Here is a 13530-nt window from a genome sequence, read left to right on the forward strand (position 1 = left end):
GCCGATACCGGGGATCTGCTGGATCACCGTCCAGCCGGGGTCTTTGGCGGCCCGGCGCAGCAGCAGGCCGGTGACGGTGTCGATCTCGAAACCGAACGCGTCGATCAGCCGGCACTGCGAGTTCACCCTGGCCCGCAACACCGGCTCCAGCGGAACCTGCGCGAGCAGGACACGCCCGCGCACCCCGAACAGATCGGTGACCGGCAGCCGCAGGCCCTGCTTGGCCAGCACCGCGTGCACACCCGCTTTCAACCCCGACCGCCGGCCGACCAGCCGGCACCGATACCGCACCAACTCCCGCAGCTCCCGCACCGCCGGCGGAGCGATCCACGCCTCGGGCAGGCGGCCCATCCGCAGCAGGTCCGCCAGATCCGTGGCATCCCGCACATCGTTTTTCACCCGCCGGGTCGTGAATCCCTTGATCCCCAGCGGATGCGCCAGATGCACGTGCGCGCCCGCCTCCGCCAGCACGTCCGCGGCCCAGTACCAGCCATAGGTGGCCTCCAGCACCACCTCCGGCGCCTCACCGGCCTTGCCGATCTCGGCCATCAACCGCATCGGATCGTTCACGATCCGCACCGCGTCCAACCGCTCACCCTCAGCGGTCATCCGCACGATCACCGAACGAGACCGGTGCAAATCGATCCCGACGAACTGTTTCCCGTCATACTCAGACACAGGGGCCTCCCTTGAGTTGGAGTGAGCAACCCGAGTGTCCGCTCGGGACCCACCAGGAGCGAGGCCCCGCTCCTTCATCGCATCAAGCCCCAATCGCAATCGTCGCGAAGCGGCGATGAAATGACCCGGCTCGTCATACAACCCAAAGCGACCACGCTGGAACACGACCACACCAGCAAAAGGTGACCACCCCGCTGGAACCCGCGCCCAACCACCCCAAGCCGACCCACGCAAGCCGAACCCGCGCAAGCCCAACGCAACACAAAGCAGAGCGGGGCACGAAACACCGCACCCCGCCCCACCCCCAACTCAGAAGGTCCGCTGCACCCGCTCAGCCACCAACTTCACGAACCGCGACGGATCCGAAAGCTCCCCGCCCTCAGCCAGCAACGCCAGCCCGTAGATCAGCTCCACCGCGTCCTCCAACGAGGAGCGCTCCCCAGAGACAAACGCCGAGTGCAGCCCCTCCACCAGCGGATGCGACGGGTTGAGCTCCAGGATCCGCTTGATCTTCGGCAGCTCCTGCCCCATCGCCTTGTACATCTTCTCCAGCGTCGGCGTGATGTCGTGCGCATCGCCGACCACGCACGCCGGCGAAGTGGTCAGACGCGTGGACAGCCGCACCTCCTTCACGTCTTCCGACAACGAGGAGGCCATCCACGACAGCAGGTCCGCGAACTCCGAAGCCTTGGCCGCGGCCGCGGACTTCTCCTCTTCCGTCTCCAGGTCTACCTGACCCTTCGCGACGGACTGGAACTGCTTGCCGTCGAACGACGGCACCGCGTCGACCCACATCTCGTCGATCGGGTCGGTCAGGATCAGCACCTCGTAACCCTTGGCGCGCAGGGCTTCCATGTGCGGCGAGTTCTCCACGGCCGTGCGTGAGTCGCCGGTCATGAAGTAGATGTGCTCCTGGCCTTCCTTCATCCGCGACACGTAGTCGGCCAGCGTCGTCAGGGTGTCCTCGGAGTGCGTCGAGGCGAACGAGCAGACCTCGAGGATCGCGTCGCGGTTGTCGTGGTCGGAGAGCAGGCCCTCCTTCAGCGCCGCGCCCATCTCGCCCCAGAACTTCTTGTAGTCGTCCGGGCGAGCGCCCATCAGCGACTTCAGAGAAGAAAGGACCTTCTTCACCAGGCGGCGGCGCATCAGCTGGATCTGGCGGTCCTGCTGCAGGATCTCGCGCGAGACGTTCAGCGAGAGGTCCGCAGCGTCGACCACGCCCTTCACAAAACGCAGGTACTCCGGCATCAGCTCGGCGCAGTCGTCCATGATGAAGACGCGCTTCACGTAGAGCTGCACGCCGCGCCTGCTGTCGCGCATGAACAGGTCCATCGGGGCCTGCGCCGGCAGGAACAGCAGCGCCTGGTACTCGAACGTGCCCTCTGCCTGCATGCGGATGGTCTCGAGCGGCGCGTTCCAGTCGTGGCTGATGTGCCGGTAGAACTCCGCGTACTCCTCCTCCGTCACCTCGGAGGCCGGGCGTGCCCACAGGGCCTTGCGGGAGTTGATCTCCTCGCCGCCCAGGCGCACGGGCCAGGTGATGAAGTCCGAGTAGCGCTTGACGATCTCGCGGATCTTCGCCGGCTCGGTGTAGTCCGGCAGCCGGTCCTCGTCGTCGGACGGCTTGAGGTGCAACGTGACCGAGGTGCCCTGCGGCGCGTCGTCGACGTCCTCGATCGTGTACGTGCTCTCGCCGGTCGACTCCCAGCGGACGCCCTTCTCGGCGTGCGGGTGCCGGGTCACGAGGGTGACCTTGTCGGCCACCATGAACGACGAGTAGAAGCCGATGCCGAACTGGCCGATCAGGTCGGACGACGACGACTGCTGTTCCTTGAGCTTGCGCAGGAACTCGGCGGTGCCGGACTTCGCGATCGTGCCGATGAGGCCCACGACATCCTCGCGCGTCATGCCGATGCCGTTGTCGCGCACGGTCAGCGTGCGTTCGGCGGGATCGGACTCGATCACGATGTGCAGGTCGTCGACGTCGACCTTCATGTCCTTGTCGCGGAAGGACTCCAGCCTCAGCTTGTCCAGTGCGTCGGAGGCGTTCGACACCAGCTCGCGCAGGAACGTGTCCTTGTTCGAGTAGATCGAGTGGATCATCAGCTGCAGCAGCTGGCGCGCCTCGGACTGGAACTCAAGGGTTTCCATGCATCCCCACCGAAAAAGAAAGCGGAACGAACAGCCCTACAACTTAGCGACCCACGACGGTGAGTGCGTGCGGGACCGTGTGAACTGACACCGGCAACGCCTCCTGGCGTTCGCCGTCGGCGTAAGCGATCCACCCGTTGCCACCGGACAACGACACCTCGCGCGCGCGGAACGTCCGCACGGCCGGATGCTCGGTGTGCGTGCCTGTGCGCAACGTCGGCAGCATGCGCATCAGCATGGCGCGGCTGGCGTGCTCCACGACCGTGACGTCGAACAGGCCGTCATGAGCGTCCGCGCCGGGGCACACCGGGATGCCACCGCCGTAGTTCGGGGTGTTGCCGACCGCCACGAGCGTCGCGTCCAGCTCGATCGACTCGTCCTCGGTCGTCACGACCAGCGGTGCCGACCTCAGCGAGGCCAGCTCGGCCACGATCGCGAGGTCGTAGCGGCGGGGACCGGACGGCCAGCGCATCGCGTTCGCCCGCTCGTTCACCGCGGAGTCGAACCCGGCGCACAGCACCGTCGCGAACCACTGGCCGGTCGACAGCCGCCCCAGGTCGAGGGTCTTGCGGATGCCGTGGACGACGTCCTCGACCGACTGCGACCCGATCGCGGCGGCCAGGTCGTTGCCGGTGCCGGCCGGCACGATGCCCAGAGCCGTCGACGTGCCCGCGCACGCCTGGATGCCCAGGTGCGCGGCCCCGTCACCGCCGAGCACGACGAGCAGGTCGACGCCGTCGGCGACCGCCTCGCGCGCCATCGCGAGGGTCCCTGAGGCGTCGTGCGCCACCAGCTGCGTCAGCGACGACACGTGCGGGCGCAGCGCGGCGGCGGTCGACCCGGCCATCCGGGCCGCCCGCCCCTTGCCCGACGCGGGGCAGACCAGCAGAGCCGCCCGCGTCACGTGGCGTCGTCGTAGTTCACGCGCTTCGCGGGTTCCGAAGCGACGGCTTTCTCACCGGGCATGTTGCCGTCGGCATCGGACGGCGTGTAGTCGAACGGCGCCGCCTCGTTGTCGTCGAGCGAGTCCCAGCCCTCGGCCTTGCGCAGCCTGGCCTGACGCTTGTCGTGGAGGCGCGCGAGCTGGATCGCCATCTCGAACAGCAGGGACAGCGCGAGCGCCAGCGCGACCATCGAGATCGGGTCGGTGCCCGGCGTCGCGATCGCGGCGAACACGAACAGGCCCATCAGCAGGCCGCGCCGCCACTTCGCGAGCAGCTCGTAGCTGACCACGCCCGCCCGGTTCAGCATCACGACCACCAGCGGCAGCTCGAAGCTCACGCCGAAGATGAACAGCATCGTGATGACGAACGAGACGTACTTCCCACCGGTCAGCGCCGTGATGAACTGGTCGCCACCGAAGCTGATCAGCACCTGCAGGCCCTGCGGCACGACCCAGTAAGCAAGCACCGCACCCGCCGCGAACAGGATCGCGGCGAAGAACACGAAGGTGCGCGCGAACTTGCGTTCCTTCTGGTACAGGCCGGGCGTGATGAACGCCCAGAACTGGTACAGCCAGAAGGGGCTGAGCAGCACGGCACCCGCCGCGGCACCGACCTGCAACCGGATCATGAAGCTCTCGAACGGCTCCGTCTGCAACAGCCGGCAGCCGGTCTCACCGGGGAACTGGACCCGGTACGGCGCGAGGTCCGGCTGGCAGTAGGGGCCGGTCATGATGTCGCCCAGCGACGGGATCGGGCCCAGCTTCACGGCGAACCAGATCCAGCCGAAGATGGCACCGGCGGTGATGATCAACATCGCCATCGCGAGCCGGTGCCTCAGCTCGTAAAGGTGCTCTTTGAGCGACATGGTGCCGTCGGGGTTGCCCCGACGGCGCTTGCCGCGTTCCCGGCGCTCGGCAAACCACCGGAACGGACTTGCCACCGCGCGAACCGTCCTTACAAGTCAGATGACCGGCAGGTCAGTTGTTGGTGGCCTTGTTCTGCGCGGTCTGCTCGATCGGAGGAGCGACCTGGGGCTGCTGCTGCACCTGCGGCTGGGCCGGCGGGAGCTGCTGCACCGGCTGCTGCACGGGCTGCTGCTGAACGGGCGCGTCGTCCGCGTCCTGCTCGCGCAGGCCCTTCGTCTCGGCCTTGAAGATCTTCGCCGACCGGCCGAGCGAACGAGCCATGTCAGGCAGCTTCTTCGCACCGAACAGCAGAATGATCACCACTGCGATGATGATCAGCTCGGTGGGTCCGAGGTTACCCATTGGTGATCCTCCTGTCTCCCCCGCCACGACGATCGTACGCGGGGTTCGCCCTGGTACGGGCCTGTTCCGGGTGCCGCCGTGCGGCGAAGGCCACCTTCAGCGCAGCGGATCGCGCCTTCAGCAGTCCGACGCCGTCGCCGACCCTGTCCCTCACCAGAGTGCGGGCGCTGGCGAATCGACGCAAGGATCGGATGACTCGGACCGCGATCGCGACCAGCGCGACGAGGCCGAGCGCGATCAGCGCCAGGGTCGGTGTAGACGGCACGAGCACACGTTATACGTCTTGGGTGGACAGCAGGTGATCTGCCCGCATCAATGCTTCGCGAGCTTGGCGCGTCACCTCGTCCGCGAGCTCGGCCGGCTGTTCGACGTGCACGTCCCCGCCCAGCCCCAGGAGCAGGCGCACCATCCACGACGGGTCGTCGTACCGCATGAGGACACGCGTGCGGCCGTCCGAGAGCTCCGCGGCGTGGTCGACCGGGTAGTACTCGGCGACCCAGTGCGCGTCCGGTTCGAGCAGAAGGACCGCGATCTTCTGATCGTCCCGCGGCTGGAACAAGCCCTCCGATGTATCCGTCAGCCTCGCGTGGGGCGGAGGCGAGGACGGCTCGTCGAGGACCTCCACGTCGTCGATCCGGTCGAGCCGGAACAGCCGCACGCCGAGCGCCGAGCGGCACCACGCTTCGAGATAGCCGCGGCCTTCCACGAGCAGCAGACGCATCGGATCCACCACTCGGTCGCTCATCGCGTCGTGCGACTGCGAGTAGTAACGGATGCGCACGGCCCGTTCGCGCTTCACGGCGTCCTGCACCGCGGCACGGACCTCCGCCGTCTCGCCCCGTTCGAACGCGCCGAGCCCGACCACCATGCCCGCGGGCTGCGCCTTGCCGACCGCCGACTCGATCTTGGCCAGCGCGCGCTGCACGGCGTCCGTGTCGACCACACCGGGTGTGTCCGCCAGCGCCCTGAGCGCGACCAGCAGCGACGCCGCCTCGGCAGCCGTGAGCCGCAACGGCCGGTTCATGCCCGCGTCGAACGAGACGGTGATCGTCTCGCCCTCGAACGAGAGGTCGATCAGGTCGCCGGGACCGTAGCCGGGCAGGCCGCACATCCACAGCAGCTCGAGGTCCTTGCGCAGCTGCTTGGGCGTGATGCCGAAGTCGGCCGCGGCCTCCTTCACGGTGATCGCGGGCCGGTTGAGCAGGTACGGCACGAGTGCGAGCAGACGCGGCAGCCGTTCGTTCGACGCGGTCACCGCGCTCCTTCCAGTGCGCCCTGCAGGCGGTCGCGGACGGACTTGGCCAGCACCTCGGGCTCCAGCACCACGACGTCGGGCCCGAACCCGGCGAGCCACTTGGCCGCGGAGTCGGGGAACTTCAGGTCGATCTCGACGATGTCGCCGCCGTCGCGTTCGTCGACGACCTTCGCGTGCCGGCGCACGCCCTGCGCCCTGCCCTTGGCCACCCAGATCCTGGCGGGGGCGGTCTGGTGCGGATCAGCCTCCGTGCGCGCGATGAGGCTCATCAGGTCGGTGCCCTCCGGCACCTTGAAGGCGCCCGGCTTGCCGACGGTCCGGACTGTCCCCACGACCCTGGACAGCCGGAAACAGCGCGTGCCGTCGCGGTCGCGGTCCCAGCCCACGAGGTACCACTTGCCGCGCCAGGCGACGACGCCCCACGGCTCGACCGTTCGTTCGCTCTGCCCGCCGGGCGGGGGCTTGCGGTAGGAGAACGTGACGACCTGACCCGCCTGCACGGCCTGCAACAGCGGCGGGAACGCGGGCTCGTTCGCGCGGACCTTGGGCTCGACGGTCGCCGGCGTGTCCTGGTCGACGTCCACTCCTGCTGCCCTGAGCTTGATCAACGCTCCGTGCACGGCACCCGTGAGCTGCGGCGAGTCCCACAGCCGCGCGGCCAGCGCCACCGCGGCGGCCTCGTCGGGTTCGAGGTCGATGTCGCCGAGCTCGTAGTCGCGCCGCGCGATCCGGTAGCCGTCCTCCGCGCCCTCCACGTTCGACTGCCGGCCGGTCTCCAGCGGTACGCCGAGGTCCCGCAGCTCGGACTTGTCCCTTTCGAACATGCGGAAGAACGCCTCGTCCGTCGGCGCTTCGTGATAGCCGGGGACGATGACGCGGATGCGCTCCGCTGTCAGGTACTGACGGGTCGACAGCAGGCACAGCACCAGGTTGACAAGGCGTTCGGCACGGGCGATGGCCACGGACAAACCCTAACCCCGTGCGCTTCGAAACCCTGACATCACCTGTCGTGAACGGTCCGTTCAGAGCAGTGTGCGCAGCTCCCGCACCAGCTCCACGGGTGCTTCCTCGGCCATGTGGTGTCCACAGTCGATGGACCGAACCCGCACGTCACCCGCCCACTCGTCCCAGATTCCGGCCAGGTCCTCGTACAGCTCGCCGAGGTCGTCCTTGGCCGACCACAGGGCCAGCACCGGACAGGTGATCCTGCGGCCGCGCGCCCGGTCCTCGTCGTCGTGTCCCCGGTCGACCTCCAGCCCGGCGCGGTAGTCGCCGCACATCGCGAGCACGGTCTCCGGGTCGTGGATGGCGCGCTGGTAGTCGGCCCAGTTCTCCACGCCCATCGCGAGTGGCGTGTCGTGGTAGCGCCCGCCGTACCAGAGGTCCGGGTCCTGGTTGATCATCGCGGCCGCGATCTCCTGCTGCGCCAGGAAGAACCAGTGGTACCAGGCCTGCGCGAACCGGGCGTCGCAGCGCCGCAGGTGGGCGCCGATCGGCAGCCCGTCCAGCACGGCCAGCGCGGTGACGCGGGCCGGGTGGTCGAGCGCGAGCCGGATCGCCGCGGCCGCACCCCGGTCGTGCCCGGCGACCGCGAACCGCTCGTGGCCGAGCGCGCTCATCAGGTTGACGAAGTCGCGTGCCATGGCGCGTTTCGAGTAGTCGCCGGGTTTGCTGGACTCGCCGTAGCCGCGCAAGTCCGGGCACACGACCGTGTGGTCCTCGGCGAGCAACGGCGCGACGCGGTGCCACGTCGTGTGGGTTCGAGGGTGGCCGTGCAGGAGGAGGACCGGTGGCCCTGCCCCACCGATCCTCACTCGCAGCACGGCCTCGCCGACATCGATGCGGCGCAAGGTGAATCCCTCGAACACCTTCGTCATCTACCCGGCGGGGGCTACGAGGAAACGGCCGGGGCGACGACGATCTCAGAGTGTGGATCGTGCGGGAGCACGGTCGTGCCTGCCACGACGAAGCTCACGGGGTGCAACCGCATCAGGTGCGACCGACCCGTCCCTTCTCGCCGGCGGCCCAGCAGTTGAACCCGGCGCAGTCGACGGTGTCGAAGCTGCCCGTGTCCGCGACCTTCCAGTGCTCGCCGTCCTTGCTGACGTCCGTGCCCGACGGCCCGACCGCCACCAGCCCGTTGCCGCGGTAGGCGATGCCGGAGCGGTACCCGACCGGGGCCTGCCCGCCTGCCTTCCAGCCGCGCGGGTCGTAGGTCGCGAACGCCGGCGTCGGGTCGGTCGGCTTCAGGTAGTCGCCGCCGATCGCGACGCCCCGCCACGGCGTCTTGAACGCGACCGCGAACACCCCGGCCGCCGCGCCACTGGGCAACGGCACGTCGGAGGCCTTCCACGACCTGCCACCGTCACGCGACTCCAGCACCCGTGCCTTCGCGCCGCCGCCGGTCGCGATCCACGCGTGGTTGCCGCTCGTCGTCACGCACTGCCCGGACGCCGCGAACGCGAACTCGCCCGGCAACGCGTCCGGCATGCCCTTCGTGTCGTTGACGTGCCACGACCGCCCACCGTCCCACGTGCGCAACACGCGGAACTTGCCGTCAACGGGGTCACTCAGCGCGAGCCCGCGAAACCGGTCGAAGAACGCCACACAGTCGTAGAACGCCTTCGGGTCGTTGTTGCGGAACGACTCCTGCCAGGTCTTGCCGCCGTCGGACGTGCGGTAGATCCGTGATGCCTCCCCCTCGCCGATGGACAGCGCGACGGCGTTGCGCGCGTCGAACGCCTGGATGTCGCGGAAGTCCAGCGTCGCGGTGTCCGGCGGTGCCACGGACTCCCACGACCGGCCGCCGTTGGTCGTGCGCAGGACCGTGCCTTTCGAGCCGCTGACCCAGGCGACCTGGCCGTTGACCGCGGACAGGCCGCGCAGGCGTGCGTCCGTGCCGGTCGGTTTCAGCTCCCAGTAGGAGTCGGCCGAGGCGACTCCGGGGAGAACCAGGAAAGCGGCGAGTGCCGCCGCGATGATCCTCATGCCGCCACTCTGGTCGAACGCGGTGATCGCTTCCTAGCCCCGATCGGACCGAGAGGGCTGAACGGGTGATCTGCTGCGTCGTTGCGGTACTTCCGTTCGGTCGCGGCCGAAGATCTCCGGCATGCAGGAGAACGACCCGCGTCTGGTGATCGGGGCGACGGCCCCGCGACGGTCACTCGCGGAGGTCACCACACCGCACCCGTGGACGACGGCGGCACGCGAGCACCTCGGGCCGTCGAACACGATGCGCAACGCCTGCGCGGCGGTGGTGTCGGAGCTGGCCGCGTCGTGGACGGGCCACCGCGCGGCCTCGGCGGGTGATCCCTGGCTCGACGAGGGGTTCGCGGACCGGTTCACGCTGCGACTGCGCTGGCTGACCCTCAGCGTGCTGCGGACGGACGAGTTGCGCCTGTCCGACGCCGAGACCGCCCTGCTCGTCACGTTCCCCTACCTGCACCAGGCGTTCTGGGCGAAGCAGGCGGAGACCGTGCTGCGGGGCACCGATCCCGCGGTCGCGGCCTTCGCCTCCAGTGCCGAGCTGCCGAAGTTCAGCGCGTTCGCGGCCGGGTTCGGCGCCCTGCACCGCCGGGGCGTGCGCGCGCTCTCCTCGGGCGACCCCGCCGCCACCGGCATCGGGTGGTGGCTCTTCCACCAGTGGCTCGTCCGGCAACCCGAGTGCTACGGCCAGGAGAACATCACCTCGCTCTTGCCGGCCTCGATCCCGCCGCCGTTGAACGCCGTGCTCACCGCGCCGCGGCTGACGGAACTGATGCGCGCCGTCCAGCTCGACCCCGCGTACCTGCGCCGCGTCGACCGTCCGGCGAGGCTGAGGCCGACGGTCCGCCTCCTCGGCGGCACCGAGCTGGAACAGGACCTGCGCGAGCAGCTGCTGGGCTACCTGCTCGTCGTCGCCCACCGCACGGCCGTCGACCCCACCGTGCTGCCGCGCGTGATCGCCGACCACCTCGGCATCGACGACGGCATCACGCCCGGCGAGGTGCTGACGTCCATCCGCGAGGCGACGTGGGACGGCAACCGCACGCGGGTGCTCACCGCCACGTGCCAGCACCCCGCGACCGCGCTCGCCCTGCACGACCGGGCCGCGGCGGTCGACGCCGTCCTCACGGAGATCGTGCGCGCGGCCGAGGACTCCCCCACGCTCGCACCGCTGAGGGACATGCCCGTCCACGCCTCGGCCGACGGCACGAGCCCGACCACCTCCGAGGGCCACCGGTTCCGCCTGGCGGACGACCAGATCCAGGCGTTGCTCATGGGCGAACAGCTCTACGGCACACCGGACCTCGCGATCCGCGAGCTCTACCAGAACGCGCTGGACGCCTGCCGCTACCGCCAGGCCAGGACCTCCTACCTGACCGCGATGGGCACCGCGTTGCCGCCCTGGCAGGGCACGATCAGCTTCCGGCAGGGCGTCGACGAGCAGGGCCGACCGTTCCTCGAGTGCTCCGACAACGGCATCGGCATGGGCGACCGCGAGCTCGTCGACGTGTTCGCCCACGCCGGCGTGCGGTTCACCGACATGCCGGAGTACGTCGAGGAACAGGCCGACTGGGCCTCGGTGGGCATCGAGTCGTTCCCCAACAGCCGGTTCGGCATCGGGGTGCTGAGTTACTTCATGCTCGCCGACGAGATCACGGTGACGACGTGCCGCCTGAGCCGCTCCGGCCGTCCGGGGCAGCGGCTGGAGGTGCACATCGCGGGCCCGGACGCGCTGTTCCGCGTGCGCGACCTGGGGCCGGGCGAGGACGCGGGCACCGTCGTGCGCCTGCGGCTGCGGCCGACGGAGAACCCGGTGCGCTGCACCGAGCTGCTCCGCCGGATCCTGTGGGTGAGCGACTTCACGGTGACGTCGGACGACGAAAGCGGCCAGCAAACCTGGGAACCCCGGCGGCTGTCCGACACCGCACCGGTGGGTGCGGAAGACGCGTTCCGCGACGGCGCCCTCCGCTCCGCGAAAAAGCTCGCTCCCGCGAGCGGGGGCAGAGTGTGGTGGTGCGACACCGAGGGAGCGATCCTCGCGGACGGGATCTGGGCGGGCATCACCACGTTCGGTGCCATCGTCAATCTGTCCGGCAGTGACCAGCCGCGGCTCACCGTGGACCGCAACGAGATCATCGACTTCGACAACGGGCGGGTCGACGAACTCATGTGGTCCGCCGTGCCGACACTGATCAACTCACCGGACACCCCGCTGTCCCACGCCTGGCTCTCGGACCTCGCCGAGACGATGCCGCGACTCGCCGACGAGATCTGCGAGCGCGCGATCGAGGCCCGGCACCGCCCCTGGCGAGTCGGCAGCGTGGAAGGGCCCATAGAGATCGTGGGCTGCTATCCACCCGACGCCGATGCTCTGGCGCAGGACGATGAACTCGAGGCTGTCGAGTGGAGCGCCGCAGTCAGCAGGTGGCGACTGGCGGCGTGGCTTCGCGCCGGAGCAGGACCGATGTCCCCAGCAGTCGTGCCGGCTCGTCCGTCAGACGAGATCCTGCTCGAACACAGCGAGAGCACGGGATTCCCGGGCTATGTGCTGGAGGTGGCCGTGCGGGCGCACCGTTCACCCGCTGAGGTCGTGGCGCGACTCGCCGAGCTCGGACTTCCAGTCCCCGATCCGCGGTCGGTGCCCGCTGAGATCATCGAGTCCGACCGGGTCCTGCTGGCCGACCAGAACGAAGCGTCCGGGCGCTACCTCCCGTGGGACGAGCCTGTGCCGCACGCTCACGTGCTGTTGGCCGCGGTCATGACAGGTATGACCCCCTCCGCCGTCGTCGCAAGGCTAATCGAACTCGGGTTTGACACCTCAAGGATCGGCAGGCTGCCCGCCGAAGTCGACGTCAGCGACCAGCTCCTGCTGAAGACTCGGGCGGCACCCGCGCCCCTCCCGGTCGATGAGATGGTCCCGGTCGCGCACGTCATGGTCGTGGCGGCCGATGACCACCGGACACCTGCCGAGATCGCGGCGAGGCTGGCCGAGCTCGGTTACGCCACGCCTGACCCTGGGAGCTTGCCAGCGCGCGTTGAGCCCGATGACGCGCGGACCTTCACCCTGAAGCAGGGCGAATGGACGTCGTACGTCCAGAACCCCGTCCCGGCACTGCACGTCGTTCGCGTCGCTCTTGCGACGAACAACCCACCGGCACACGTCGCCGCGCGGCTCGCGGCAGCGGGGTTCCAAGTCTCGGGGACGGTTCCCGAGCAGCTCACACCGCTCGACAGAAAGATCGCCCGGAGACGCCACCAGTCGGCCGACACCGTGCGTGACCTGTACACCGACACGGTCGTCACCACCGGACAAGTGGTGAGCATGGCGCTGGACCTGGACCAGCCACCGATGGCAATCGCGCGAAGGCTGGCCGAGTTCGGCTTCACCACGCCCTCGCACGACTGTCTCCCGGACGACGTGGACAGCACAGACAGGCAGCTGCTCAGCGCTTCGATCGGTGCGGAAGACCATTACTACGCCCAGGAGCCCGAATGGCTGCACACAGGCCAGTTTCTGAGCCTTCCTCACATCCTGATCGCCGCCACCAAGATGACGCGCAGTCCGCTCTCGATTGCCCGCAGGTTCGCCGAGTTCGGCTTCGGCACCCCGCCCGACCACCTGCTGGACATCGACGTGCGGTTGGAGGACCTGCTGCTGCTAAGCCTCGACCTGGACGGAAAACCGCCGTGGCTGACCGACGAGCACCTGGTCGTGCCGCTGGGTCACGTGCTCGCCGCAGCTGCCAGGCTGGCCAGACCGCCCGCGGAGGTCGCCGCGAGACTGAGCGAGCTCGGACTGCGCCCCGAGGACGCTCCGCTGCCGGAGAAGGTCGAGCGGTACGACAGCAAGCTGCTCGCCTGGGTGCGGCGGAGCTACAGGTCGGGCGAGGCCCGTTGGATCGGACTGGCGGCGCCGGCCGACGCGCTGCACCTGCTGGTCACCGCCGGGAACACCGGGATGACACCTCACGAGGTGGCCAGGCGGCTGTCGGCTCTGGGCGTTCCCGTCGTGCGGCCGCGCCGGCCGTTGTCAGTCGATCGGACCGACATGGTTTTGCTGAGCCAGAACCTGGACGGCGATGCTCCGTACCGCGATCTGGCCGCGGACTTCCCGCGTGCCGACGTCATGCGTGCGGTGTCCGCCACGAAGCTGCTGCCCGGTGAGGTGCTCGGGCGGCTCACCCGGCTCGGCATCACCGTCGGCGAATGACGAAGCGGCGGGCCCCAGACGGGACCCGCCGCTTCGTCA

The 13530-nt window shown here is 69.2% G+C and carries 11 protein-coding genes; 1 reads left to right on the top strand and 10 read right to left on the bottom strand.

What is annotated here, in order from left to right; all coding sequences use genetic code 11:
• From AOM45_RS41385 to AOM45_RS41430, 10 genes are all read right to left on the bottom strand, one after another.
• Positions 1-678: IS110 family transposase (locus AOM45_RS41385; RefSeq protein ID WP_201780167.1), on the bottom strand; the 678-nt coding region annotated here is incomplete at its 3' end.
• Positions 679-987: 309 nt separating this feature from the next.
• The gene (htpG, locus tag AOM45_RS41390; RefSeq protein ID WP_030471554.1) at positions 988-2829 is read right to left on the bottom strand and encodes a molecular chaperone HtpG; all 1842 of its coding nucleotides are present in this window, start codon (positions 2827-2829) and stop codon (positions 988-990) included.
• Between the two features lie 43 nt (positions 2830-2872).
• The gene (locus AOM45_RS41395; protein ID WP_030471553.1) at positions 2873-3733 is read right to left on the bottom strand and encodes a diacylglycerol/lipid kinase family protein; all 861 of its coding nucleotides are present in this window, start codon (positions 3731-3733) and stop codon (positions 2873-2875) included.
• Entirely contained in the window at positions 3730-4638 is a 909-nt protein-coding gene (tatC, locus tag AOM45_RS41400; protein ID WP_081902553.1) for a twin-arginine translocase subunit TatC, read from the bottom strand. Before tatC ends, AOM45_RS41395 begins: the two co-directional genes overlap by 4 nt.
• Before the next feature lie 112 nt (positions 4639-4750).
• Positions 4751-5041, bottom strand: coding sequence for a Sec-independent protein translocase subunit TatA (tatA, locus tag AOM45_RS41405; RefSeq protein WP_030471551.1), 291 nt, complete (start codon positions 5039-5041; stop codon positions 4751-4753).
• Positions 5034-5306: a bacteriophage holin gene (locus AOM45_RS41410; RefSeq protein WP_156094218.1), complete on the bottom strand. Its 273-nt coding sequence runs from the start codon at positions 5304-5306 to the stop codon at positions 5034-5036. The genes tatA and AOM45_RS41410 overlap by 8 nt, the downstream gene beginning before the upstream one ends.
• A 9-nt stretch (positions 5307-5315) precedes the next feature.
• Entirely contained in the window at positions 5316-6296 is a 981-nt protein-coding gene (locus AOM45_RS41415; RefSeq protein ID WP_030471549.1) for a helix-turn-helix transcriptional regulator, read from the bottom strand.
• Complete coding sequence (locus AOM45_RS41420) at positions 6293-7258, bottom strand: helix-turn-helix transcriptional regulator (RefSeq protein ID WP_030471548.1); 966 nt, start codon at positions 7256-7258, stop codon at positions 6293-6295. The genes AOM45_RS41415 and AOM45_RS41420 overlap by 4 nt, the downstream gene beginning before the upstream one ends.
• 60 nt (positions 7259-7318) lie before the next feature.
• Positions 7319-8146, bottom strand: a complete 828-nt coding sequence (locus AOM45_RS41425) for an alpha/beta hydrolase (RefSeq protein ID WP_372497480.1) — start codon at positions 8144-8146, stop codon at positions 7319-7321.
• A gap of 139 nt (positions 8147-8285) precedes the next feature.
• Positions 8286-9284, bottom strand: a complete 999-nt coding sequence (locus tag AOM45_RS41430; RefSeq protein ID WP_030471546.1) for a WD40/YVTN/BNR-like repeat-containing protein — start codon at positions 9282-9284, stop codon at positions 8286-8288.
• A gap of 121 nt (positions 9285-9405) precedes the next feature.
• On the opposite strand from AOM45_RS41430, the gene AOM45_RS41435 reads away from it, so the two are divergent.
• On the top strand, positions 9406-13491 hold the full coding sequence (locus tag AOM45_RS41435; RefSeq protein ID WP_030471545.1) for a wHTH domain-containing protein: 4086 nt from the start codon (positions 9406-9408) through the stop codon (positions 13489-13491).
• Positions 13492-13530 lie beyond the last annotated feature (39 nt).

It is taken from the genome of Lentzea aerocolonigenes, from assembly GCF_000974445.1.
Lineage (GTDB): Bacteria > Actinomycetota > Actinomycetes > Mycobacteriales > Pseudonocardiaceae > Lentzea > Lentzea aerocolonigenes.

Bases quoted from the DNA above. Each gene is read 5' to 3' on its own strand.
- htpG (WP_030471554.1), bottom strand. From the start codon at position 2,829: ATGGAAACCCTTGAGTTCCAGTCCGAGGCGCGCCAGCTGCTGCAGCTG.
- tatC (WP_081902553.1), bottom strand. From the start codon at position 4,638: ATGTCGCTCAAAGAGCACCTTTACGAGCTGAGGCACCGGCTCGCGATG.
- tatA (WP_030471551.1), bottom strand. From the start codon at position 5,041: ATGGGTAACCTCGGACCCACCGAGCTGATCATCATCGCAGTGGTGATC.
- AOM45_RS41430 (WP_030471546.1), bottom strand. From the start codon at position 9,284: ATGAGGATCATCGCGGCGGCACTCGCCGCTTTCCTGGTTCTCCCCGGA.
- AOM45_RS41435 (WP_030471545.1), top strand. From the start codon at position 9,406: ATGCAGGAGAACGACCCGCGTCTGGTGATCGGGGCGACGGCCCCGCGA.